The organism is Jejuia pallidilutea (assembly GCF_002973595.1).
Lineage (GTDB): Bacteria > Bacteroidota > Bacteroidia > Flavobacteriales > Flavobacteriaceae > Jejuia > Jejuia pallidilutea.
On record NZ_PVEO01000002.1, the window covers coordinates 179,513 to 203,053 of the forward strand.

A 23,541-nucleotide genomic window follows, 5' to 3' on the forward strand; every position below is an offset into this window, starting at 1 on the left:
AGTGGTCAAAAAAATGGTTTTTTGTTTCAATTAGATTAAAAAATCTTTTTTACGTGCAATAAATTTTTGACGAAGAGCCTTAATATCTCCATTAGTTAAATTGATGTTGTCTTCTATATTATCATATAGCTCAATGCAATCTGTATTATTGTCATTTGTGTATTTAATTTGAGCTATACGAAGAAAAAAGTCTATAAATTTTAAGGCATTCGTTTGATTAAAATCTCTATTAATAAGAAATTGACATACTGTATTAACAACATAATAAGGTATATATTCTTCGGAATATTTAAAGTCTAAATTATTTTCATCCTGTAAGATAGAATTATAATCTTGTTCAGTGATTCCGTAATAATATATCAAAGCATTAAAAATATCTTTTTTTAAAAACCAATTATCTATTTTGAGTGCCTTTTCTTTTAAAGGGTTAAACTGTATGGAAGTAATATTTTTCTTGTCTGATTGGTAAAGTTTAAGAGCTTTAATAATTTGCTTTTTTTGCTTTATAGTATTTACGAAATCATTTGTAAGTGATTCGTTTAGGTCTGTTTCAAAATATAATAAATGAGTACTTTGGAAACTACATAACAACGAGATAAATTCTTGCTCAAAATCTTGTAATTTATAATGATTTAAAAGTTCCTTTAAATGGTTGATTATAAATTCTGGAATTAACCCTTTATTATAAGTATTACTAAAACTAGAAATCTCTTGAATATCAAATTCAAAAAATTGAAACGAATTTATATTCACTTCAATTAAATCATCTGAGACAAAGTTTTGATATTCGTTATTTTTATACTCTTGAAAGATATACGTTTTACTCATCCAATTTAATTTGAGAAACTAATTTATGAAAAATTGAACCCATATTGAACCCAAGGAAAAAATGAAAAAAGTAATAAAAACAAAAAAGCCACGTCATAACTGACATGGCTTTATGTGATCGCGACAGGATTCGAACCTGTGACCGTCTGCTTAGAAGGCAGATGCTCTATCCAGCTGAGCTACGCGACCATTATATTTTTAATAACTTTGCTGTTAATACTTAAATTAAAAGCGGTGCAAATATAATATATCTTGATAATAAAACAAGACAAAAGTTTTTTAATTTAACCTAAATTTTTGCTACTCGAAATAACTAAAACTTTCGCCATCTTTTATCTTTAAGACAGTCTCATAGATTAATTTAATAACATTTTCAACATCATTTCTATGAACCATTTCTACAGTAGTGTGCATATAGCGCAATGGTAAAGAAATTAATGCAGAGGCAACACCACCATTGCTATACGCAAAAGCATCGGTATCTGTTCCTGTAGCCCTGGATAGTGCAGAACGTTGAAATGGTATGCCTTTTTCCTCTGCTGTATCTGTAATTAAATCGCGTAACTTTTGTTGTACAGCTGGTGCATAGGCCACCACTGGCCCTTTTCCTATTTCTAAATGCCCTTCTTTTTTCTTTTCAATCATAGGCGTTGTAGTGTCGTGGGTAACATCGGTTATTATAGCCACATTGGGTTTAATGGTTTGGGTAATCATTTCTGCCCCTCGCAAACCAATTTCTTCTTGTACAGCATTGGTAACATACAAACCAAATGGTAATTCTTTTTTGTTTTCTTTTAGTAAACGGGCTACTTCAGCTATCATAAAACCACCCATACGATTATCTATAGCACGACACACAAATTTGTCCTTGTTTAAAATATGAAATTCATCAGGATACGTAATAACACACCCTACGTGAACCCCTAATTTTTCAACCTCTTCTTTAGTAGCGCATCCACAATCTATAAAAATATTATCGGGTTTAGGAGGCTCTTCTTTAGACTTGTTTCTTGTATGAATTGCAGGCCAACCAAATACACCCTTAACAATACCTTTTTTAGTGTGAATATTTACCACCTTACTCGGTGCAATTTGGTGATCGCTTCCACCATTTCTAATCACATAAATCAATCCGTCGTCACTTATATAATTAACATACCAAGAAATTTCATCGGCATGTCCTTCTATAACTACCTTATACTTAGCCTTTGGATTAATAACACCAACTGCACTACCATAAGTATCGGTGATAAACTCATCAACATATGGTTTTAGGTAGTCCATCCATAATTTTTGTCCGTCCCACTCATACCCAGTAGGCGCTGCATTATTTAAATATTTCTCTAAAAATTCTAATGATTTTTTGTTTAAAATCGTCTTTTTCGTCATGTGTTCAAGATTTTGCACTAAAATAATAATATAAATGTTAAATGAATGTTTAAGAGCATGTAAATTATTAATTTTGAAACTGAATTTGCTCCAGGAGACTTAACATGAATTACTTAAAATACATCTTCGTCATTATTCCTTTTTTAGCTTCTGCCCAAATAGGTAAAGTTGAACAAGATTCTACTGATGTAACGTATATAATTATTGAAGGGGATTCCATACCAAAAACCGCTATAGATCTGGATGAAGTTATGCTACTCCACAAACTAGAATTTGATAGCAAAAAAGATAGAATTCGTTACTTAATATTACGCCGTAAAACCATAAAGGTATACCCTTATGCAAAACTTGCTTCAGAACGATTAGACTCCCTAACCAAACGCTTAAAAACCATTACAAAAAAACGCCAGAGAAAGCGTTACACAAAACATGTACAAAAGTATATTGAGGGTGAGTTTTCAGAAGAGTTAAAAAAACTAACCCGAACAGAAGGACAAATTTTAGTAAAACTTATTCACCGCCAAACAGGACGTACTGCTTTTGATTTGGTAAAAGAATTGCGTAACGGTTGGCGTGCGTTTTGGTATAATACCACTGCTAATGTTTTTGATATTAAGCTAAAAAAAGAGTACGACCCGTGGAACGACAAGGAAGATTATCTTATTGAAGACATTTTACAACGCAACTTTCAAAGCGGACGCTTAGAACGACAAAAATCTGCCCTAGATATTGATTTTTATGAACTCACCGATAAATGGGTTTACAATAAAACTGAAGACAATTAACCATGCGCATACAAACGCCTTTTGAAGAAAAACTAAATGCTGCAAGTCATGCCATTGGGGCACTTTTTGGAATAACCGCCCTTATACTTCTTATTATTTTTGAAACCCAAAAAACCCATAATAGCTTAATTAGCGTAGTTGTGTATGGCATTTCTATAATTGTATTATTTACTGCATCTACCCTATATCACTCAGCCAAAACAGAATCTAAAAAATACTATTTTAGAATTATAGACCACATAAGTATTTACCTTTTAATAGCAGGCACTTACACTCCTGTACTTCTTATAACTTTAGAGCAAAGTTTAGGTTGGACCCTTTTTTATACCGTTTGGGGCATTGCCCTGTTTGGTGTTATCTTAAAACTTTTTTTTACAGGTAGGTTTGAAGTTTTTTCAACCTTACTATACCTTGCCATGGGTTGGTTAATTGTGTTTGATTTTACCAACCTATCCAACCTTATGCACAGTAATGGTATTCTCCTTTTGTTTGCTGGTGGATTATCTTATACTATAGGCATAGTGTTTTACGTTGTGGAAAAAATACCGTTCAACCACGTTATATGGCATTTATTTGTGTTGGCTGGCGCTATCTTTCATTTCTTTATGATATTTTTATATGTAATATGATTGAATTTATTAAAGCCACCACAACAGAACAATGTAAAACTATAGCGTTACTCGCTAACAATATTTGGCGAGAACATTACACCAAAATTATAGGAAAAGCACAGGTAGATTTCATGTTGGAGAAATTTCAATCTGCTAACGCCATTAAACAACAGATAGCTGAAGGTTACATGTATTATATTATAACTGTTGAAGCTACTGCAATAGGTTACATATCAATAAAAAAAGAAGATAAAAACCTATTTCTCAGCAAATTTTATGTTATAAAACCTGAGCGTGGAAAAGGTTTTGGTAAAACCGCCATGACATTCTTAGAAACAAAGGCTAAAGCACTAAATTGTAATAGTATTTCGCTTACCGTAAATAAAAACAATGGTAACGCAATTAGCGCCTACGAAAAACTAGGTTTTAATAATGTAGGTACTATTGTAATAGATATTGGAAAAGGTTTTGTGATGGATGATTATAATATGTGTAAGCAATTAACATAAAGTGCCTTGTATCATTAAAAATACAGCTAAGAATATTATTTTTTTAAAAAGAAATTCTTCAGTCGTAACTCCTTGTGAACAAAAGCTAGCCTCTAGCCTCAAAAATTTTCAAGTGCATAAAAGTTGCCATTTTTCTAGCACGTCGCTTTGCGTTTTCGGCATAATCGCCCTCAAACAACTCATTTACAGTTTCAAACCATAGGTTAAGCCAAATACCAAAATGCAGCTCTGAAATACTATGATTAAACGCTTTGTCAACCTCAATATGCGCTTTAAGCGGGTCTCCCGTATAACGTGTTTTTAAAAACAAGCTCGATTCCCAAAAGGTAGTCAACAACTCCAAATGAGCGTCCCAATCTTTGATGGTATCATTAAAAAACGGCCCCAAAATAGCATTAGCTCTAACTTTGGAATAAAACGCACTCACTAACGCATAAATATCTTCTCTATTTTTTAAATCCCGTTTTTTCACGATTCAAAATTAAAATTTTAAATCATACTAAGTCATTAAAAAAACATAAATCATAAATTGTAAATCGTAATTCTTCTTTATTTTAGCACTATGATTTCTGTAACACTTCTTGGGGCTGGCAATGTAGCCACCCATTTATTTAAAGCATTTAATGCATCCAAAAAAACAACTGTTAACCAATGGTTTAACAGAAACATTAATGCTATACACCAATACAAAAACCAAGTAAAAATTACCGATAACCTTAATACTCTAGAAAAGGCAGATGTGTACATTATTGCCGTTAGCGATAATGCCATATCTAAAATATCATCTAGCTTGCCATTTAACGACAGGTTGGTTGTACATACCTCTGGAAGCGTAAATATTCACGATTTAGATAAAAAGCATAAACGCGGTGTATTTTATCCGCTACAGTCTTTTAGCAAAACTGCTAAACTCAATTTTAAGGATGTGCCTATTTGCATTGAAACTATAGACAAGAAGGATTATAGTATTTTAAAAGAAATAGCTACAGATTTAGGAAGTCCTGTAAAAAAAGTAAATAGCGACCAACGCCGTATCTTACATTTAGCTGCGGTATTTGTAAATAATTTTACAAATCAGCTATACAGGGTTGCCCATGAAATTACAGAAAGTGAAGCTGCCGAATTTGATTTGTTGAAACCTCTTATTTTAGAAACTGCCAAAAAAGTTCAAGATATATCGCCTTACATGGCACAAACAGGGCCTGCAAAACGCAACGATACAAAAACTATTAAAAAGCATTTAGCGCTTTTAAATAAAAATCAACATAAAGCTATTTATAAATTATTAACCCAATCAATTCAAGATACCCATGGCGGAAAAAAGCTATAAGGAATACTTAAACCAAATTACTACTTTTATTTTTGATGTAGACGGCGTATTAACCGATGGCACGGTGCACATTACAGCCTCTGGAGATATGTTACGCTCTATGAGCATTAAAGATGGTTATGCCATTAAAACTGCAATAGACAAGGGGTATAATGTATGTATAATTTCCGGTGGAAGCAACGAAGGTGTGCGTATACGTCTAGAAGGGCTGGGAGTTAAAGATATTTACTTAGGCGCCCATAATAAAATTGAACAACTGGACCATTACTTTTCTAAAAAAAACATAACATCTGAAAATGCCTTGTATATGGGTGATGATATTCCAGATTTTCCTGTAATGAAAGGTATTGGATTACCTTGTTGTCCGCAAGATGCTGTACCAGAAATTAAAGCTATTTCTAAATACGTATCCCATAAAAAAGGCGGCAAAGGTGCGGTACGCGATGTTATTGAACAAGTTTTAAAAGTTCAAGGGAAATGGAGCGGTAATTTTAATGCGAAATATGATTGAGTTCGGTGGTTAGTGCCCAGTCGCAGTATGTAATAACACCATTCAACTTTTAGCCTTTGGAATTTAGTTTTAAAAACTTTTTAAACCTTATACGTTGGAAAAACTTAGCTATAATTGCTATTACGCAATTACTAATAAAGTATGCCTTATTAGAACCCTTTGGAGTTAATACCGCTTTAAACGAATTGGGGATTTCGCTTTTAATACTTGCCACACTTTGTATTGCTGCCGCGGGCAATATTATTAACGATATTTATGATGTAGACATCGATTTTATAAATAAACCGAATAAACTTATTGTTGGCAGATCCATTTCAGAAAAAACAGCTTATAATCTCTTTATTGCTTTAAATATTATTGGTGTTGGTGTTGGGTTTTATCTATCGCGCGCTATAGGTAAAAGTGGCTTCTTTAGCATATTTGTAGTTGTTTCAGCCCTGTTATACATCTACACAATATATTTAAAAGGCATAGTATTGGTAGGCAATATTGTAATTTCAATTTTGGTAGCTTCTAGTATTCTTATTGTTGGCTTGTTTGAGCTCACTCCAAATTTAACTCCGCTGAATAGAGATATTCAACTCACATTTTTTAAAATACTCATAAATTACGCCCTATTTGCTTTTGGTATAAACCTGTTGCGGGAAATTGTAAAAGACATAGAAGATGTGGATGGCGACTACAAATCTGGCATAAATACTTTAGCTATTGCCATAGGTAGAGAACGCACTAAAAACGTGGTGCTTGTTTTAAACAATATTCCAATTGTGACACTTATTTTTTATGTAGTTTCTGAATTTTACAAGCATCAAATTGCACTAATATATTTTTTAGGTTTTGTAATTGCGCCTTTAATCTACAACAGTATCAAACTTATAAACGCAAAAACCAAACAGGATTTTCATCATATTGCTTCTATTTACAAATTAGTAATGGCTTTTGGAATGCTTTCATTACTTTTATACAAGTTTGTAATTTTAAAATAGTGCTTAACGAAAAACTAAAACATCACAATATTATTCTAGCTTCTGGATCTCCCCGAAGACAAGCCTTTTTTAAAGAATTGGGGTTAGACTTTACAATCCGCCTAAAACCCGTAAAAGAAGAATACCCGCCCCGATTAACCCATTTTGAAATTAGCAATTATCTTGCACAACTTAAAGCACTGCCATTTAAGGACGAATTACAACCAAAGGACATTTTAATTACTAGCGATACTATTGTATGGCACCAAAATAAAGCCTTAGGAAAGCCCCGTGATACAGCCGAGGCATTTTCAATTTTAAAATCGTTAAGCAATACAACTCACGAAGTAATTACTTCGGTATGTTTTACAACTACTAATTTTGAAAAAACATTACACGATACCACCAAGGTAACTTTTAAGGCACTTTCAAACGAAGAAATAGAGTACTACATAAAAAACAACAAGCCTTTTGATAAGGCCGGTGCGTATGGCATACAGGATTGGATAGGGCGAATAGGTGTTACCAAAATAGAAGGTTCTTATTTTAACGTTATGGGCTTGCCAGTTCACCTTGTTTACAAAACGTTAAATGCCATTGCAAACCATAATTAGTTTGTAATTTTATAAAAAAACAGAATTATCATGAAAAAGAGCAAAAACTTTATAGTTTTTTTATTCGCGATATTTATAAGCTCATCAGCATTATACACTTGTAAAGAAGCAGTAAAAAAGGAAACTATATTGGCTACAAATACCCATAAACAAAACAAAAAACAAGCACAACCATTATCACAAGAATTTAAGGACTATTGGTATGCTGGTACTGCCGAAATTTCATCATATAAGCTCAATCAAGCACGCTATGGCGAAAACAGAGAAGGTACAGCTGTTTTAATTTATGTAACCGAAGATTTTCTTCCAGAAATTCAAGTAAAAGCCAATAATCAAAATGCTACAAATATTCCTATTTTAAAACTAAACGCCACAAAAAATTTTAATACAGGCATTTATCCGTATTCCATAATGCAAAGTACATTCTATCCTGTAGCCAACAATCAACATGCTTTAAAAGTATCTAGTTCTATGCAAGAATGGTGCGGGCAAATGTATGTGCAATTAAATAATAAAGAAAAATTCAATATTGCATCGCATTCTTATTTTGAAGGAGAAGCTGATGAAAACTTTAAACTAGACAAAACCACTCTAGAAAACGAATTGTGGATACAACTACGTATTAACCCAAAATCCTTACCTACTGGAAATTTAAAAATTATACCCTCGCTAGAGTTTTTAAAAATGAAACATAAAGAGATAAAGCCCTATAATGCAAATGCCATTTTAACAGATAGCACCTACACACTAGCCTATAAGAATTTAGACAGAACTCTAACTATTGATTATAACCCTGAATTCCCATATGAAATTTTAAGCTGGAAAGAAACCTTTAAGAGTGGTTCTAAAATTATGGAAACCACAGCTACAAAATTAAAAACCATTACATCTGCGTATTGGCAAAAAAACAGTAATACCGATGAAGTTTTAAGAGATACACTACAACTAAAATAATTTTGCGTGTATCTTTGTAGCTAATTAAATAATAATATGATTGAAGATTTTCTTAGAGAATACCAAGGCGCATTTATTAAAACTGGTTTTGTAATTCTTATACTTTTTATAATAGGCCTTATCTCTAATATACTAATACGAAAATTAGGCAGGCGAAGTGGCATAAACGAAGCCAGAATTAGTCTTATTTGTCGTTATGTTACAGTTAGTTTATTTTTACTTGCCCTACTTATAGAAGCTTTTGTTTTTGGTGCAAAATTCGAAGATATTGCTGTAATTTTTTCATCTGTTTTTGCTATTTTAGGGATTGCCCTTTTTGCAATTTGGTCCATATTAAGCAATGTAACTTCTGGAATTATCATGTTTTTTAACTTCCCTTACAAAGTGGGCGATAAAATAGAAATTCATGATAAGGATTTTCCAATAAAAGCGATTATAGAAGACATAAGGGCTTTTCAACTACATTTAAGATTAGATAATGGCGATTTGGTAACCTACCCTAATAACCTTATGCTACAAAAGGCAGTTACACTAGTAGAAAAAGATGCTATAGATAGCGAACATAGTGATGATGATGGTTCTGATGCTGTTTAAATATTCCATATATTTAGTTTAAATATGTAAAAATGGCTAGAAAAAGAGTGTACCGGTCTAAAAAAAAATTAGGACAAGTTCCAGGAAGTGTAATTTATACTGGCGAACGTTCTAAACCTAAACTCTCCCTAGAAGCCTTTGATTATACTAAACAAAACTGCGTTGAAAAAGAACTACAAAATATAGAGGAGAGTTTTCAGTTTAAACACACCGATTCAATAACATGGATTAACATAAACGGCCTAAATTATGTTACCGAAATAGAAAAACTAGGGCAACATTATAACATACATCCACTTGTATTAGAAGATATTGTAAATATTGCACAGCGTCCCAAAATAGACGAACACGAAAATTACCTTTTCATTGTATTAAAAATGCTGTATTACGATAAAGATCAAAATATCGTATCAGAGCAAGTTAGTTTTATTTTGGGCAAAAACTATGTATTATCCTTTCAAGAATCAGAAGGCGATGTGTTCGATAGTGTTAGAGACCGGTTACGTCATGCTAAAGGGCGTGTTCGTAACATGGAAGCCGATTATCTATTATATACCCTTATAGATGCCATAGTAGACCACTACTTTAGTGTTATTGAAATACTGGGCGATAAAATAGAGGACTTTGAAACCAAAATATTCTCTGGCCATATTGAAGACGATGCTAGCCGAAGTATTCAAGACTTAAAACGTGAAATTTTAAGAGTACGACGCAGCATTTTTCCGTTGCGAGAAATTATTGGACGTATAGAAAAAAACGACAATAAGCTTATACACCAAAATACAATTACCTACTATCGTGATATTTACGATCATTTAATCCAAGTCTCAGAAAACATAGATATTTATCGTGAAATGATTTGGAGTTTAATGGATATGTACATGACCACCATTAGCAATAAAATGAATGAGGTTATGAAAGTGCTTACCATAATGGCTACTATTTTTATACCGCTTACCTTTATAGTTGGTGTTTATGGTATGAATTTTCAGCACATGCCTGAACTACAATACAAAAATGGCTATTTTATTGTTTGGGGAGTAATGGTTGCTATTTTTATAGGTCTAGTTTACTATTTTAAACGCAAAAAATGGTTGTAAATATTGTGCCATAAAAAATGTTTACGACATAAAATGATAAAAGTCAGTCTATAATTTAAAAACTCATCGTATATTTGCGATAAGCAATATGAAAAGAAGTTTAGAACATATAGAATATAAGGAAGATACCGAAGCATTGGCAAAATTTGCTAAAGCTTTAGGACATCCTACCCGTATTGCTATTTTAAAACATCTTGAAAATCAATCTTGTTGTTTTACTGGTGATTTGGTTGACGTATTGCCAATTTCTCAATCAACAGTTTCACAACATTTAAAAGAATTAAAAAACGCTGGTTTAATTCAAGGCGAATTAAAACCGCCAAAAATAAAGTACTGTATCAATCAAGACAACTGGAACATTGCAAAAGCTTTATTTCAACAATTTTTTGATTGATATTTTTTTAATAATCCCATCGTCTATTGGCGATAAACAAATTAAAGTATTATGACTAAAGTAATTAAAATTTTAGGAACAGGTTGCCCAAAATGCCAAACCATGACTGGTGTAGTTAAAGATGTAGTTTCAGAAAACAACATTGATGCAACTATTGAAAAAGTTGAGGATATCATGGAAATTATGAAATTCAACGTCATGACCACACCAGCTTTGGTTATAGATGACGTGATTACAATAAAAGGTAGAGTGCCTTCAAAAGATGAAGTTTTGGCACTTTTAAACTAATTCAACCCAACTATGAATTATCATATCAAGGCTTCATCAATTTCAAATCAAGATGCAGTTGTTCGTATAAAGCAATCGAATATAGATTTTGGCACAACTTCAAAAACTGCCGAAACCTTGCCAAATCCTGCCGAATTATTCTTGGGTGCTTTTGCTTCCTGTATATTGAAAAATGTGGAAAGGTTCTCGGGTATGATGAAATTCACCTATTCAAAAGCTATCATTGAAGTTAATGCGACACGTCTTGAACATCCGTCAAGAATGGAACATATTGTTTACAATCTCACAATTTACAGCAATGATAAAAAATTGAATCTAGATTTACTTAAAAAGAATATTGAAAAGTTTGGCACGATTTACAATACCGTACAATTGTCTTGTTCAATTTCAGGTACTATTAGCATCATAGAAAATGTTTGATTGGATACAAAATATAGCGGATTGGTTTGTTTATGATGTTTTGAATATGAACCAAGGACAACATCTTGCAGAAGCCTTAAATTTCTTTATTTATGACACTACAAAGATTTTAATCCTGCTTTTTGTCGTTATCTTTTTTATGGGAATTGTCAACAGTTACTTTCCTATAGACAAGGTTAAAAACTACCTGTCGCGACATAAATTATACGGATTGGAATACCTTATGGCAAGTCTTTTTGGTGTGGTAACGCCTTTTTGCTCGTGTTCATCTGTCCCTTTATTTATAGGTTTTGTTCGAGGTGGCATTCCGTTAGGTGTTACTTTTTCATTTTTAATCACGTCTCCTTTAGTTAATGAGGTTGCTATTGGACTTTTTATAGGTTTGTTTGGCCTAAAAACAACCATAATTTATGTAATAAGTGGTGTACTATTAGGCACTATTTCTGGTGTAATACTTCAAAAATTGAAATTGGAATCCTATTTAACACCTTGGGTAAAAGAGGTTTTAGAAAACGCTCAAAGAGAACAAGATATATTTCAGGCAGAAAAACAACCTTTTAAACAACGCTTGCCAATTATTTGGGCAGAAGTAATAAAAATTCTTAAAGGTATCATTCCTTATGTTTTAGTAGGAATCGCCATTGGTGGACTCATGCACGGTTATATTCCAGAAGGGTTTTTTGAAAAATATATGGACAAGGACAACCTTTTTGCTGTTCCTATTGCTACGATTTTAGCTGTACCAATGTATTCAAACGCATCAGGCATACTTCCTGTAGTTCAGGTATTGGTTGCTAAAGGCATTCCGTTAGGCACCGCAATTGCATTTATGATGGGCGTTGTTGGATTGTCGCTACCAGAAGCAATGCTCTTAAAAAAAGTTATGACCTTAAAACTCATTGCCATTTTCTTTAGTGTTGTTACACTTTGCATCATCATTTCAGGCTATGTATTTAATATTCTATTATAAATTTAAAATCAAATATAAAATGAAACCAATAAAAGTAATTTCCGTTTTAGTGCTTAGCATCTTTCTTACGTCTTGTAACAATAAGAACAAAACACAAACCAGTGTAGTTGATGAATCCATTTCAAAAATTGAAGTGTTGGATTTTCACTCTACGCACAGATGTATGACTTGCAATGCGATTGAAGCCAACACAAAATATACATTAGATAGGTATTTTGAAAAAGAACTTAAAGAAGATAAAATTACATTTCAGGTTATTAATGTAGATAAAGAGGAAAATGAAAAGATTGCCGAAAAATTTGAAGCGGCAGGAACAGCTTTATTCTTAAACGTAATTAAAAACGGAAAAGAAACCCAAATAAATCTAACCGATTTTGCTTTTATGAATGGAAATGACCAAGAAGCATTTTCTGAAGAACTGAAAGCTAAAATAGACGCAGAATTAAAAACGCTCTAAATGGATTTTTTACAATCGCTTTTAGAGCATTATAATATCCCAATATTATCGGCATTGATACTCGGACTAATGACAGCCATTAGTCCGTGCCCTTTGGCGACCAACATAACTGCAACGGCGTTTATTTCTAAAAACATTTCGAGTAAACGAAAAGTGTTGTTAAGCGGATTGCTTTACGCTGCAGGAAGAGGTTTTAGTTATACTGCAATTGGTTTGCTATTATATTTTGGTGCCAATAAATTTCATATTGCTCGATTTTTCAATCAGAATGGAGAGAAATATTTAGGACCTTTATTAATAATCATTGGTTTGATTATGCTAAATATTATCAAGCTTAATTTTTTAGGAAAATCGAATTTTCAAGAAAAACTATCTGAAAAATTTAAGGACAAAGGACTTTTAGGCTCTTTTTTAATAGGTGTCATTTTTGCTTTGGCATTTTGCCCTTATAGTGGCGCATTGTTTTTTGGAATGTTGATTCCTATGACAATTGCATCAGCAGACGGACTTTATTTGCCCATTGTATTCGCATTTGGAACAGGATTACCTGTAATTCTTTTTACGTATTTATTGGCTTTTACGGCAGGAAAAGTTGGCATATTCTACAACAGAATTACAAAAATTGAAAAGGTAATGCGAAAAATAGCAGGAGTTGTTTTTGTAATAATAGGTCTGTATTACATTTATATTTTTATGGTGTAAAAATACCAGAGTTATAACGTAGAATTTAGGATCCAACCATTTTTTATTTAAGCAAACTAAAATTTTAAAAAACCTCGAAAAGAAATATCTAAAATTTTATTTTTCTCTGTCAACTTGACATTTAAAACTTAAAAACTCCCACCCTATTTCAACTGGCATATTTTTTGGAAATTATTTTTAAAATCGACGTATAATTTTAAAATAAATAATGATGAAAACATTGCAATTAATCCCTTTGTTTTGTCTCTTATTTTTTAATTGTTCAGGACAAGACAAATCACAAAAAACTGAAGACAACAACATCAAACCTGAAGAAAATATTACCGTAAATAAAGAATACGACGAGTTTGGAAACCTAAAGCGTTACGATTCTATTTACTCTTACAGCTATTCTTCCAACGGAAAATTAAGTGACAGTTTAAAATTACAATTTCAAAAGCATTTTAAAAACCACTCACTTTTTAACGATACGTTCTTTGATGATTTCTTTGGAAAAGATTCCAGTTCGGGTGGCGGTTTTTACCCAGACAATTTTTTTCATAATGGTTTTATAAATCAAGATGAGCATATTAAACAAATGATGAAGCGTATGGATTCCATACAGCAACTGTTCTTTAACGATAGTAGGGGCATGATTATTCCTCCAGAACCAGAAAAGAAACCAAAAACTAAAAACATGAAACAGATTTAACGTCTCGTTATTGCTAATGCAATATAATATTAGTCTTTACATAAACTAAGATAATTTCAGTCGTTCTTGCTATGCAATGGCGAAAGAATGTGTTCATCACGTTAAATAAATTTTAAAACCAGCTTATGCGCTGGTTTCTTTATTTATATTTGGCTTATATCTAACCGCTAGTTATGCAAAAACACTTACTTTACGTAGTATTAACATTAGTATCGTTATCTATAACGCAAGCCCAAAAGCCTAAAACCCCTTCATCCTCAGAAATATACGAATCCATTCAAAAACTAAACTTTTTGGGTTCGGTTTTGTATGTGGCCGCACATCCTGACGATGAAAACACACGGTTAATTTCATACATGTCTAACCACATTAAAGCCAGAACCGCTTACTTATCTTTAACACGAGGTGATGGCGGACAAAACTTAATTGGACCAGAACTAAGAGAATTACTAGGCGTTATTAGAACCCAAGAACTTTTAGCAGCAAGACGTGTGGATGGTGGCGAGCAGCTATTTACAAGAGCCAACGATTTTGGCTACTCTAAGCACCCTGACGAAACTTTAGAAATTTGGGACAAAGACAAAGTATTGAGCGATGTGGTTTTAGCCATTAGGAATTTTAAACCAGATATTATAATTAATAGATTTGACCACAGAACACCAGGGCGCACACATGGGCACCATACCACTTCTGCCATGTTAAGTATGGAAGCTTTTGATCTGGCCAACAATAAAACCGCATACCCAGAACAACTAGATAGAACTAGCCCTTGGGAACCTAAACGCCTATTTTACAATACAAGTTGGTGGCGTTATGGAAGTAAGGAAGCATTTGATAAAGTAGACAAAACCAATATGATTACGTTTGATATTGGCACTTACTATCCATTAAAAGGTATGTCTAACAACGAACTGGCAGCCCTAGCAAGCAGTCAGCATTTATGCCAAGGTTTTGGGCGTTTATCGCAACGCGGTTCACAAACCGAGTATATTGAATTTCTAAAAGGCACCCCTCTAGAAAACAATGAAAATATATTCTCTGGCATTAACACTACTTGGAGCCGAATAGAAGGTGGGAAAGCTATAGGCACTATACTATACAATATAGAGGAGAACTTTAATTTTAAAAATCCTTCAGCACATATACCAGCATTATTAGAAGCTTACAAGCTTTTGCAAAAAATTGATAATACCCATTGGAAAACACTTAAAACCAAAGAACTTAAAGTTATTATAGAAATGTGTGCTGGCTTGTATTTAGAGGCCTCTGCTAGTACCAATTGGGCAACCGCAGGCGATGTTGTAGATGTTTCTTTAGAAGTGCTAAATCGTAGCGAAACACCTATAAAATTGCTTAGTATAGCTAACATTAGCGACATAAACATGTCTAAAAATATCAACCTTGAAAACAATACGAGTTATACTTTTAAAGAAGTTTTAAAAATTGATGATAATGCTACACCTACCACACCATATTGGCTGGATAAAAAAGGGACTTTGGGCATGTATCGGGTAGACGATAATACCTTAATTGGTAAACCAGAGTCTCCAAGACGTTATACTGTAGATTTTAATCTTTTAATTGAAAACACACCTATTACATTCACCAAACCAGTAATCCAACGATTTTCTAAACCAGACAAAGGGGAATTGTACCGCCCGTTTGAAATTATTCCAGAGGCTTCTGCCAAAATAAAGGAAAACGTCATTATTTTTGAAAATAATCATCAACAAGATATTACAGTTATTGTTAAAGCTGGCAGAGATAATTTAGAAGGTGATATTGAGATTTGCCATCCAGAAGACTGGAATATATACCCTAAAAAGCAAAAAGTATCTATTGCGCACAAAGGCGAAGAACAAACTTTAATATTTACGGTATTCCCTCCAACGAATCAAAGTGAAGGGCTTATAAGTCCAATTGTTCATGTTGGCGATAAAGACTATTCTAAAGAACTTATAGAAATAGATTACGAACACATCCCGTTTCAAACGGTAGTATTACCAAGTGAAAGTAAAGTGGTGCGTTTAGATATTAAAAAGTATGGTGAAAATATTGGCTATATTCAAGGTGCTGGCGATGTAGTTCCCGAAAGTTTACAACAAATAGGTTACAATGTACGCAGTATTACACCAGATGAAATAGATGCCGAAACCCTAAGTAGGTTTGATGCAATTGTAGTAGGCATTAGAGCCTACAACACGTTAGACAACCTACAATTTAAACAACAACAATTATTTGATTTTGTTGCAAATGGCGGAAATATGATTGTGCAATACAACACATCTTACCGATTAAAAACAGATAATTTATCACCATATAATTTAAAACTATCACGCGATAGGGTTACAGACGAAAATGCCGAAGTACGCTTTCTAGCCCCAAACCATGATGTATTAAATTTCCCTAACAAGATTACCCAAAAAGATTTTGAAGGCTGGACACAAGAGCGCGGGCTATATTTTGCAGATGAATGGGGAAGCGAATTCTGCCCTATTCTATCCATGAATGATAAAGGTGAAACCCCAAAAAATGGAAGTTTACTGGTTGCCAAACATGGCAAAGGCCACTACATTTACACAGGCTTGAGCTTTTTTAGAGAGTTTCCCGCTGGTGTTTCAGGAGCATACCGCTTGTTTGCAAATATGCTATCTTTAGGAAAAGATGACATTAGAGAATCTTTAAAACTAGAAGACTAAGAATGAAAGAAGAGATACCAAAACAAAAATGGCATAAACTATACACTATCGTTCTCGTGGCCAATGCATTATACTTTGTAATATTTTACATCATCACAAAAGCCTTTTAATTATGCAAGTATTAAATTGGGTAGATTGGTTGGTACTTGCAATAACCTTAACTGCTATTGTAACTTATGGGACGTGGCAAACCCGAGGCAGTAAAAATGTAAAAGATTATTTGCGAGGTGGCAATACCTCTAAATGGTGGACTATAGGGTTATCGGTTATGGCTACACAAGCTAGTGCAATAACCTTTTTATCTACTCCAGGTCAAGCATTTAACGATGGTATGGGTTTTGTTCAGTTTTATTTTGGGCTACCAATTGCAATGATTGTAATTTGTATGGTATTTATTCCGCTATACCACCGCTTAAAAGTATATACCGCTTACGAATTTTTAGAAAACCGATTTGATTTAAAAACCAGAACCTTGGCAGCAATTTTATTTTTAATTCAGCGAGGTTTAGCGGCAGGAATTACCATTTTTGCACCTGCTATCATACTATCGGTAGTTTTGGGTTGGGACCTACTAACCCTAAACATCGCTATTGGTTGCCTTGTAATTATTTATACCGTTTCTGGTGGTACAAGAGCTGTAAACGTTACACAAAAGCACCAAATGGTAGTTATTTTCTTTGGTATGCTTGTAGCTTTCTTTTTAATCGTTAATAAATTACCTGAAGATATTACATTCACTAAAGCTCTAGAAATTGCTGGTGCAAGCGGTAAAATGGAGGTGTTAGACTTTTCGTTTAGCTTAAACAACCGCTATACCTTTTGGAGTGGTATTATTGGGGGTACATTTTTAATGCTATCTTATTTTGGGACAGACCAAAGTCAGGTACAACGGTACCTCTCAGGTAAATCGGTTAAAGAAATGCAATTGGGCTTAATTTTTAATGGCCTTTTAAAGGTGCCTATGCAGTTCTTTATTTTATTGGTTGGTGTTATGGTATTTGTCTTTTATCAGTTTAACGAAGCACCTGTAAATTTTAATCCAACGGCAACCGATGTTGTTTTAAATTCCGAATATGCCAATGCCTACAAAACACTTCAGAAAGAACAACAGCAAATTTTTAGAGACAAACAAAAAATTATAAAAGCGTATACAAGTTCTAACAATCCTGATGCCGCTAAATACATATCGGCTGCAAATGCAGCAAATGAAGAATTAAGGCAAGAAGCAAGGGTTTTAATTGATAAAGCGGGCGAAAGCAAGAATTTAAAAGTAGAAAGTAATGATAAAGACTATGTGTTTATTCACTTTATTTTGAACAACCTTCCTCGTGGATTAATTGGTTTACTCTTAGCTGTAATATTAAGTGCCGCCATGTCTAGTACCGCAAGCGAACTAAATGCATTAGGCTCTACAACAACCATGGATTTATATAAGAGAAACGTTGGAGAAAAAACCGAAGAACAAATGGTAAAAGCCTCTAGATGGTTTACGTTTTTATGGGGAATTGTTGCAATAGGTGTAGCTTGTATTGCAAATCTTGCAGAAAATTTAATTCAGTTGGTAAATATTATCGGGTCTATTTTTTACGGCAATGTACTGGGGATATTCCTGCTAGCCTTCTTCTTTAAATTCGTAAAGGGTAATGCTGTTTTTATTGCTGCTTTAATTACCCAAATGTTGGTAATTGCACTATACCTATTAAATGAATATGAGTATATTAACCTTCCGTTTTTATGGTTAAATTTTGTTGGCTGTATTATTGTTATTTTTATAGCTACTTTGCTTCAAGTATTTTTAAATGATGAAAAACAAACCACCTAAAACCATAAACTGGGGCATTATAGGCCTTGGAAACATTGCTCATAAATTTGCAACAGATTTATTAACTGTTGAAGGTGCAACATTATATGCTGTTGCTTCCAGAAACCAAGAAAAAGCTGATGCATTTGGAAAAAAATATAACGCCATAAAAAGCTATAGCAGTTATGAGGCCCTTGCCAAAGACGCTAACTTAGATGCCGTTTACATTGCTACACCACATGCGTTTCATAAAGAACATACACTATTGTGTTTAGAAAACGGTATCGCTGTACTTTGCGAAAAACCTTTTGCAATGAAAGCGAATGAAGTTGCAGAAATGATTACCAAGGCTAAAGCTAAAAATACGCTTTTAATGGAAGCGCTGTGGACGTATTTTTTACCACATTACCAATACGTTTTAAAAGCTTTGAAAGATAACATGTTTGGTAAAATACTAAAACTAGAAGCAGACTTTGGGTTTTACAGAACCTTTGATGATTCGCACAGGCTTTTTAAAAAATCTGTGGGTGGTGGTAGTTTATTAGACATTGGCATCTACCCTATTTTTGTAGCGTTATCTACTTTGGGTGTACCAAAAACAATGAATGCGAGTGCAACTTATTTTAATAATGGCGCAGACGCATCTTGCGATATGGTGTTTGAATATGAGAATGACGTTAAGGCGTATTTAAAAAGTTCTTTAATAGAGGATACGCCAACCGAAGCTATATTTTATTGCGAAAAGGGCATTGTAAAAATTAATAGACAATTTCATGCACCTACAACAGTAAGCTTAATACCTAATGAAGGCAAAGAAGAAATTATAGATTTTAATTACAACACTATTGGCTACAATTACGAAGCTAAACATATAAACAACCTATTAAACTCTGGTAAAACCGAGAGCGATATAATGACGTTTACATTTAGCAAACAGCTTATTAAAACTTTAGACGAGGTTAGGGCTTTAATTAACTTGCACTACAATTAGCAAATAGATTTTTTACATTTTGAATTAGCCTTTTAGCTAGCAAACACCTGCGTTAGCGATTGTAGTGGTAGCTTTTGGTGAGGCAATCATCGAACCAAAACTTTTAACGGAAAGCGCGACTACCGCATTAAGCGGGAGTAACGCCCAAAAATAAAAAAGCGCAACTTTAAAAAGTTACGCTTTTCTGTGTAGATTTTAAATATTTTTTACATCGCTCCCCACTCTTTTAAGGAATCGGTGTTCATTTTTATATAACCTTTATTTCCTGCTTTTTTAGCATGCTCTAAAGACGATTTTGCTGCTGCAATAGCGCCTTCCTTATCGCCTGCCTTAGCGTGTATTAAAGCTTGTTGCCTTAATATCCAAAAGCGCGGATTGTCTTTAGTCATTTCTACAGCTTTGTCAATCCATTTCATCGCTGTCTTCATGTCCTTATTCTCCTGTAAATAATATACGGCAGCTGCATAGTAATCGTTTACACCAGGACCACTCATTACACTATTAATACTAGCTAAAACAGCATTATCGGTTGGTACCGTAAAGGGTATGGCTACATAGGTTTTTTCCCAAATAATTTCTAAATGCCCTCCTGCATTGGTAATATTATTAATATCCATAGCAAAGGTTTCTACATTAAAAGGAATTTCAGAAGGCTCCACTGTTGTTTTGGCCGCTACTTTACTTTCATCCCAATTTTGTGGTGTTCCCCAGTTTTCGGTGTCTGTGTAAAAGTAAACGTCCCAAGAGGTTTCCCCTGGCTTTGTAAAAAGGGCATAAGATCCTGCTTTTAACGTTTGTCCGTCTACGGTTGCATCAGTACTAAAAGTTACAATAGTATTTTTATTGGCACCTGTTCTCCACATGTCTCCGTAAGGCACCAAACCTCCAAACACTTTTCTGCCTTTAACTCCTGGTCTTGAGTATTCTATAGTAATATCGGTTAAACCTACCTTTTGCTCTAATGTAGCACTAGGACTTGGTTGTGGTGTTTCTATCTGTGCTTGTACCGAATAAACAGTAGCACAGGTCATTAACAATAGTAATAATTTTTTCATTTTTTTGTAGTTTTTAATAATTAGGTTTTTACCAGCTAAAATTAACCATTATAAAAACACTTACTGTTAACAAAAGCTTAAAAAGAGTGTTTTACAACACTGCTACTCTTATTGTTTTAAGTCATTTCTAGGGCTTTCCATAAGCTTCCATATAAACACCATAACAAAATCTTATTGTAGTATATTTAATTTTGTTTAACTTATTTTAATATTCGTTAAACATTTTGTATCTTTACCATAAATAAACAAATCATGGCAAAGAAAAAATCTATTTCTAAAAACGACATTATAACTTGGTACATGGATTATGTGTTAGAGCATGGTTCTAATCCTAAAACCGTATTCGCATTTGCCAAAATGAATAATTTTGACGAGGCTAAATTCTATGAACATTTTGCTTCTTTCAATGCAATTGAAAAAGGCATATTCGAGGCTTTCTTCACTAATTCATTAAATGCTTTGAATAATAGTGAAGATTATAAAATTTTTGACGCAAGAAATAAGCTCTTAAGTTTTTATTACACCTTTTTTGAAAATCTTACAGCGAACAGAAGTTACGTAAAACATGTTTTAGATAAGTACAAAAAAGATTTAAAAGGCTTAAAAATGCTATCTGGTTTAAAACAACATTTTACAACATATGTTAGCGAATTAGGTATACAAATGCTAGATATAAAACAAGAACAATTTGAGAAATTACAAGACAATGCGCTTAAGGAATCTGCTTGGTTACAACTATTGCTAACTATGAAGTTTTGGCTAGACGATACCTCGGCATCTTTTGAGAAAACAGATATTTTTATAGAAAAATCGGTGAATACAACATTTGATGTTTTAGATATTGCACCTCTTAAAAGTGTACTAGACTTGGGTAAATTTTTGTTTAAGGAAAAATTTCAAATGAATTAAAGGCTACTACATGAAAACCATAGACAACATACCTACATCAAAAATCCAAAGAGCTACAAAATTAGTGTCTACAGGCGCTAAAGTTGGCGTAAACTATCTTAAATATTATGGCGATAAAATTGTAAAAACACCAGAAGAAGCCAAAGAACGCCTAAACAAAAATAATGCTTCCGATATTTATGATGGACTAAAACAGCTTAAGGGTAGTGCTTTAAAAGTTGCACAAATGTTAAGTATGGAAAAAAGCATTTTACCGCAGGCCTATGTAGAAAAATTTTCTTTGGCTCAATTTTCGGTACCACCGTTGTCGCCACCTCTAGTTATAAAAACATTTAAAAAATATTTTGGGAAACATCCCGATGAATTATTTGATACTTTCAATGCAACTTCTGTAAACGCTGCTAGCATCGGTCAGGTGCACATTGCAACTAAGAATGGGAAAAAACTTGCTGTGAAAATCCAATATCCAGGAGTTGCAGAGAGTATTGCTTCAGATCTAGCCATGGTAAAACCTGTGGCCATGAGCATGTTTAACATCAAAGGAAAAGATTCTGATAAATATTTTAAAGAAGTAGAATACAAATTGGTTGAGGAAACTAATTATATTTTAGAAGTGCAACAGAGCAAAGAAATTTCAAAGGCTTGTGCACACATTAATAATTTAAAGTTTCCTGAGTATTACGAGGATTTATCTTCTGAACGTATTATTACCATGGATTACATGCATGGTGAGCATCTTTCAGAATTTGCGGCTCACAATACCGACACCGAGAAAGCACATAAATTAGGACAAGCCCTTTGGGACTTCTACATGTACCAAATTCATAATTTAAAGAAAGTACACGCAGACCCTCATCCTGGGAATTTCCTTATTTCTGAAAAAGGAGAATTAATAGCTCTAGATTTTGGGTGTATGAAATCCATCCCTCAAGAATTTTATACACCCTATTTCGAGCTTGCTAGACCTGAGAACATCAATAACAATGCTTATTTTGTTGAAAAACTCCATGAACTTGAAATATTAAGGGATGATGATAGCGAAGCAGAAAAAACCTTTTTCACGTCAATGTTTCATGAAATGTTAAGCTTGTTTACGCAACCATTCCATCAAGAAACTTTCGATTTTTCAGATGCAACCTTTTTTGGTAAAATAGCAGAACTTGGCGAACGCTACTCTAAAAGTACCGATTTAAAGAAAATGAACGGAAATCGAGGTTCCAAACACTTTATATACATAAACAGAACATTTTTTGGTCTTTATAATTTAATGTTCGATTTAAAGGCAGAAAACATAAAAATCAACAATTATTTAAGGCTCTCTTAAGAATGAAATACTTTAATGAATCTGACATACAAGCTTTAAACCATATTTATAAAATAAATTTAATTAACAGTTGTTCGGGCTACAAATCTGCAAATTTAATAGGGTCTGTCTCACAAGATGGTAAAGAAAACGTAGCCGTATTTAGTTCGGTAACACACATAGGCTCTAGTCCTGCTATACTTGGTTTTTTTTTAAGGCCTACAACTGTAATTAGAAATACTTACGAAAATTTAAAAGCCACAGGCTACTACACCATAAACCACATACACAAAACTATTATTAGCGACGCGCACCATACTTCTGCCAAGTATGATGCCTCAATTTCTGAATTTGATGTAACCAACCTAGAAGCAGAATACAAACCAGAATTTAAGGCGCCTTTCGTTAAACATGCTCCCGTACAATTGGCTATGGAGTTTGTTGAGGAATACGATATTAAAGCAAATAATACCATTTTGGTTATAGGAAAGGTTGTGGGTTTATATGTAAACGATCATCTAATTGAAGAAGATGGATTTATAAACCTATCAAAAGCAGAAGTTGCTGCCATTAATGGTCTAGACGGTTACGCCGTTCCAGAAACAAAAACACGTTTTGGTTATCAAAGACCAAAAGCATTGGAAATTAAAAACTAATGTATCACCCAACTA

At 33.4% G+C, this 23,541-nt stretch carries 27 protein-coding genes and 1 tRNA gene; 23 read left to right on the plus strand and 5 right to left on the minus strand.

Translation table 11 applies throughout. The features are described from left to right. Nucleotides 1-30: 30 nt before the first annotated feature. The 3 genes from CLV33_RS04285 to CLV33_RS04295 all read right to left on the minus strand — a co-directional run bounded on the left by CLV33_RS04285 (nt 31) and on the right by CLV33_RS04295 (nt 2,217). Complete coding sequence (locus CLV33_RS04285; protein ID WP_105472861.1) at nt 31-828, minus strand: hypothetical protein; 798 nt, start codon at nt 826-828, stop codon at nt 31-33. A 115-nt stretch (nt 829-943) separates the two neighbouring features. Continuing rightward, nucleotides 944-1,017, minus strand: a tRNA-Arg gene (locus CLV33_RS04290). Nucleotides 1,018-1,128: 111 nt separating this feature from the next. Continuing rightward, complete coding sequence (locus CLV33_RS04295; protein WP_042247203.1) at nt 1,129-2,217, minus strand: M42 family metallopeptidase; 1,089 nt, start codon at nt 2,215-2,217, stop codon at nt 1,129-1,131. A 104-nt stretch (nt 2,218-2,321) separates the two neighbouring features. Between CLV33_RS04295 and CLV33_RS04300 the strand changes: the two genes are divergently transcribed. The 3 genes from CLV33_RS04300 to CLV33_RS04310 are packed head-to-tail and all read left to right on the plus strand — an operon-like array spanning nt 2,322 to nt 4,122. Beyond that, a complete protein-coding gene (locus CLV33_RS04300; protein ID WP_042247199.1) occupies nt 2,322-3,002 on the plus strand; it encodes a DUF4294 domain-containing protein in 681 nt (226 codons plus the stop codon). Between the two features lie 2 nt (nt 3,003-3,004). Beyond that, nucleotides 3,005-3,631, plus strand: a complete 627-nt coding sequence (trhA, locus tag CLV33_RS04305) for a PAQR family membrane homeostasis protein TrhA (RefSeq protein ID WP_105472862.1) — start codon at nt 3,005-3,007, stop codon at nt 3,629-3,631. Continuing rightward, a complete protein-coding gene (locus tag CLV33_RS04310) occupies nt 3,628-4,122 on the plus strand; it encodes a GNAT family N-acetyltransferase (protein ID WP_105472863.1) in 495 nt (164 codons plus the stop codon). Before trhA ends, CLV33_RS04310 begins: the two co-directional genes overlap by 4 nt. 85 nt (nt 4,123-4,207) lie before the next feature. Here the strand turns inward: CLV33_RS04310 and CLV33_RS04315 are convergent, their stop codons facing one another. Next, nucleotides 4,208-4,594, minus strand: coding sequence for a group III truncated hemoglobin (locus CLV33_RS04315; RefSeq protein WP_105472864.1), 387 nt, complete (start codon nt 4,592-4,594; stop codon nt 4,208-4,210). Nucleotides 4,595-4,684: 90 nt separating this feature from the next. Here CLV33_RS04315 and CLV33_RS04320 point away from each other — a divergent pair, with 90 nt between their 5' ends. From CLV33_RS04320 to CLV33_RS04400, 17 genes are all read left to right on the plus strand, one after another. Then, nucleotides 4,685-5,452, plus strand: coding sequence for a Rossmann-like and DUF2520 domain-containing protein (locus tag CLV33_RS04320; protein WP_042247043.1), 768 nt, complete (start codon nt 4,685-4,687; stop codon nt 5,450-5,452). Further along, nucleotides 5,433-5,963 carry a KdsC family phosphatase gene (locus CLV33_RS04325; RefSeq protein ID WP_105472865.1) on the plus strand — a complete coding sequence of 177 codons (531 nt, stop codon included), beginning with the start codon at nt 5,433-5,435 and terminating at the stop codon, nt 5,961-5,963. The genes CLV33_RS04320 and CLV33_RS04325 overlap by 20 nt, the downstream gene beginning before the upstream one ends. 56 nt (nt 5,964-6,019) lie before the next feature. Beyond that, complete coding sequence (locus CLV33_RS04330) at nt 6,020-6,949, plus strand: geranylgeranylglycerol-phosphate geranylgeranyltransferase (protein ID WP_170063974.1); 930 nt, start codon at nt 6,020-6,022, stop codon at nt 6,947-6,949. Further along, nucleotides 6,949-7,542 (plus strand): Maf-like protein, encoded by a 594-nt coding sequence (locus CLV33_RS04335; protein WP_105472866.1) that lies wholly within the window; start codon nt 6,949-6,951, stop codon nt 7,540-7,542. The genes CLV33_RS04330 and CLV33_RS04335 overlap by 1 nt, the downstream gene beginning before the upstream one ends. Nucleotides 7,543-7,572: 30 nt before the next feature. Continuing rightward, complete coding sequence (locus tag CLV33_RS04340) at nt 7,573-8,496, plus strand: aldose epimerase family protein (protein WP_105472867.1); 924 nt, start codon at nt 7,573-7,575, stop codon at nt 8,494-8,496. 36 nt (nt 8,497-8,532) lie between these two features. Next, nucleotides 8,533-9,090 (plus strand): mechanosensitive ion channel domain-containing protein, encoded by a 558-nt coding sequence (locus CLV33_RS04345; protein ID WP_042249786.1) that lies wholly within the window; start codon nt 8,533-8,535, stop codon nt 9,088-9,090. 32 nt (nt 9,091-9,122) lie between these two features. Further along, nucleotides 9,123-10,190, plus strand: a complete 1,068-nt coding sequence (gene corA / locus CLV33_RS04350) for a magnesium/cobalt transporter CorA (RefSeq protein ID WP_042247049.1) — start codon at nt 9,123-9,125, stop codon at nt 10,188-10,190. A gap of 88 nt (nt 10,191-10,278) precedes the next feature. Beyond that, on the plus strand, nt 10,279-10,584 hold the full coding sequence (locus CLV33_RS04355; protein WP_105472868.1) for an ArsR/SmtB family transcription factor: 306 nt from the start codon (nt 10,279-10,281) through the stop codon (nt 10,582-10,584). Between the two features lie 51 nt (nt 10,585-10,635). Next, a complete protein-coding gene (locus CLV33_RS04360) occupies nt 10,636-10,872 on the plus strand; it encodes a thioredoxin family protein (protein ID WP_042247052.1) in 237 nt (78 codons plus the stop codon). A gap of 12 nt (nt 10,873-10,884) precedes the next feature. Next, nucleotides 10,885-11,292, plus strand: a complete 408-nt coding sequence (locus CLV33_RS04365) for an OsmC family protein (RefSeq protein WP_105472869.1) — start codon at nt 10,885-10,887, stop codon at nt 11,290-11,292. Further along, complete coding sequence (locus CLV33_RS04370; protein ID WP_105472870.1) at nt 11,285-12,262, plus strand: permease; 978 nt, start codon at nt 11,285-11,287, stop codon at nt 12,260-12,262. The genes CLV33_RS04365 and CLV33_RS04370 overlap by 8 nt, the downstream gene beginning before the upstream one ends. Before the next feature lie 19 nt (nt 12,263-12,281). Then, complete coding sequence (locus CLV33_RS04375) at nt 12,282-12,719, plus strand: nitrophenyl compound nitroreductase subunit ArsF family protein (protein ID WP_211297535.1); 438 nt, start codon at nt 12,282-12,284, stop codon at nt 12,717-12,719. Further along, a complete protein-coding gene (locus CLV33_RS04380) occupies nt 12,720-13,421 on the plus strand; it encodes an aromatic aminobenezylarsenical efflux permease ArsG family transporter (RefSeq protein ID WP_105472871.1) in 702 nt (233 codons plus the stop codon). A gap of 208 nt (nt 13,422-13,629) precedes the next feature. Beyond that, on the plus strand, nt 13,630-14,112 hold the full coding sequence (locus CLV33_RS04385) for a hypothetical protein (protein ID WP_146109709.1): 483 nt from the start codon (nt 13,630-13,632) through the stop codon (nt 14,110-14,112). Between the two features lie 173 nt (nt 14,113-14,285). Beyond that, nucleotides 14,286-16,811, plus strand: a complete 2,526-nt coding sequence (locus tag CLV33_RS04390; protein WP_105472873.1) for a PIG-L family deacetylase — start codon at nt 14,286-14,288, stop codon at nt 16,809-16,811. A 112-nt stretch (nt 16,812-16,923) separates the two neighbouring features. Next, nucleotides 16,924-18,633 (plus strand): sodium:solute symporter, encoded by a 1,710-nt coding sequence (locus tag CLV33_RS04395; RefSeq protein ID WP_105472874.1) that lies wholly within the window; start codon nt 16,924-16,926, stop codon nt 18,631-18,633. Further along, entirely contained in the window at nt 18,614-19,603 is a 990-nt protein-coding gene (locus CLV33_RS04400) for a Gfo/Idh/MocA family protein (protein WP_105472875.1), read from the plus strand. Before CLV33_RS04395 ends, CLV33_RS04400 begins: the two co-directional genes overlap by 20 nt. Nucleotides 19,604-19,809: 206 nt before the next feature. Here the strand turns inward: CLV33_RS04400 and CLV33_RS04405 are convergent, their stop codons facing one another. Further along, on the minus strand, nt 19,810-20,658 hold the full coding sequence (locus tag CLV33_RS04405; RefSeq protein ID WP_105472876.1) for a DUF2911 domain-containing protein: 849 nt from the start codon (nt 20,656-20,658) through the stop codon (nt 19,810-19,812). Between the two features lie 252 nt (nt 20,659-20,910). On the opposite strand from CLV33_RS04405, the gene CLV33_RS04410 reads away from it, so the two are divergent. The 3 genes from CLV33_RS04410 to CLV33_RS04420 are packed head-to-tail and all read left to right on the plus strand — an operon-like array spanning nt 20,911 to nt 23,526. Beyond that, complete coding sequence (locus CLV33_RS04410) at nt 20,911-21,567, plus strand: TetR family transcriptional regulator C-terminal domain-containing protein (protein ID WP_105472877.1); 657 nt, start codon at nt 20,911-20,913, stop codon at nt 21,565-21,567. Between the two features lie 10 nt (nt 21,568-21,577). Then, on the plus strand, nt 21,578-22,891 hold the full coding sequence (locus CLV33_RS04415; protein ID WP_105472878.1) for an ABC1 kinase family protein: 1,314 nt from the start codon (nt 21,578-21,580) through the stop codon (nt 22,889-22,891). A gap of 2 nt (nt 22,892-22,893) precedes the next feature. After that, nucleotides 22,894-23,526 carry a flavin reductase family protein gene (locus tag CLV33_RS04420; protein WP_042246765.1) on the plus strand — a complete coding sequence of 211 codons (633 nt, stop codon included), beginning with the start codon at nt 22,894-22,896 and terminating at the stop codon, nt 23,524-23,526. The last annotated feature ends 15 nt before the right edge of the window (nt 23,527-23,541 follow it).

Coding starts and splice junctions, on each gene's coding strand:
- CLV33_RS04285 (WP_105472861.1), bottom strand. CDS start 828: ATGAGTAAAACGTATATCTTTCAAGAGTATAAAAATAACGAATATCAA.
- CLV33_RS04295 (WP_042247203.1), bottom strand. CDS start 2,217: ATGACGAAAAAGACGATTTTAAACAAAAAATCATTAGAATTTTTAGAG.
- CLV33_RS04300 (WP_042247199.1), top strand. CDS start 2,322: ATGAATTACTTAAAATACATCTTCGTCATTATTCCTTTTTTAGCTTCT.
- trhA (WP_105472862.1), top strand. CDS start 3,005: ATGCGCATACAAACGCCTTTTGAAGAAAAACTAAATGCTGCAAGTCAT.
- CLV33_RS04310 (WP_105472863.1), top strand. CDS start 3,628: ATGATTGAATTTATTAAAGCCACCACAACAGAACAATGTAAAACTATA.
- CLV33_RS04320 (WP_042247043.1), top strand. CDS start 4,685: ATGATTTCTGTAACACTTCTTGGGGCTGGCAATGTAGCCACCCATTTA.
- CLV33_RS04325 (WP_105472865.1), top strand. CDS start 5,433: ATGGCGGAAAAAAGCTATAAGGAATACTTAAACCAAATTACTACTTTT.
- CLV33_RS04340 (WP_105472867.1), top strand. CDS start 7,573: ATGAAAAAGAGCAAAAACTTTATAGTTTTTTTATTCGCGATATTTATA.
- CLV33_RS04345 (WP_042249786.1), top strand. CDS start 8,533: ATGATTGAAGATTTTCTTAGAGAATACCAAGGCGCATTTATTAAAACT.
- corA (WP_042247049.1), top strand. CDS start 9,123: ATGGCTAGAAAAAGAGTGTACCGGTCTAAAAAAAAATTAGGACAAGTT.
- CLV33_RS04355 (WP_105472868.1), top strand. CDS start 10,279: ATGAAAAGAAGTTTAGAACATATAGAATATAAGGAAGATACCGAAGCA.
- CLV33_RS04360 (WP_042247052.1), top strand. CDS start 10,636: ATGACTAAAGTAATTAAAATTTTAGGAACAGGTTGCCCAAAATGCCAA.
- CLV33_RS04365 (WP_105472869.1), top strand. CDS start 10,885: ATGAATTATCATATCAAGGCTTCATCAATTTCAAATCAAGATGCAGTT.
- CLV33_RS04370 (WP_105472870.1), top strand. CDS start 11,285: ATGTTTGATTGGATACAAAATATAGCGGATTGGTTTGTTTATGATGTT.
- CLV33_RS04375 (WP_211297535.1), top strand. CDS start 12,282: ATGAAACCAATAAAAGTAATTTCCGTTTTAGTGCTTAGCATCTTTCTT.
- CLV33_RS04380 (WP_105472871.1), top strand. CDS start 12,720: ATGGATTTTTTACAATCGCTTTTAGAGCATTATAATATCCCAATATTA.
- CLV33_RS04385 (WP_146109709.1), top strand. CDS start 13,630: ATGATGAAAACATTGCAATTAATCCCTTTGTTTTGTCTCTTATTTTTT.
- CLV33_RS04390 (WP_105472873.1), top strand. CDS start 14,286: ATGCAAAAACACTTACTTTACGTAGTATTAACATTAGTATCGTTATCT.
- CLV33_RS04395 (WP_105472874.1), top strand. CDS start 16,924: ATGCAAGTATTAAATTGGGTAGATTGGTTGGTACTTGCAATAACCTTA.
- CLV33_RS04400 (WP_105472875.1), top strand. CDS start 18,614: ATGAAAAACAAACCACCTAAAACCATAAACTGGGGCATTATAGGCCTT.
- CLV33_RS04405 (WP_105472876.1), bottom strand. CDS start 20,658: ATGAAAAAATTATTACTATTGTTAATGACCTGTGCTACTGTTTATTCG.
- CLV33_RS04410 (WP_105472877.1), top strand. CDS start 20,911: ATGGCAAAGAAAAAATCTATTTCTAAAAACGACATTATAACTTGGTAC.
- CLV33_RS04415 (WP_105472878.1), top strand. CDS start 21,578: ATGAAAACCATAGACAACATACCTACATCAAAAATCCAAAGAGCTACA.
- CLV33_RS04420 (WP_042246765.1), top strand. CDS start 22,894: ATGAAATACTTTAATGAATCTGACATACAAGCTTTAAACCATATTTAT.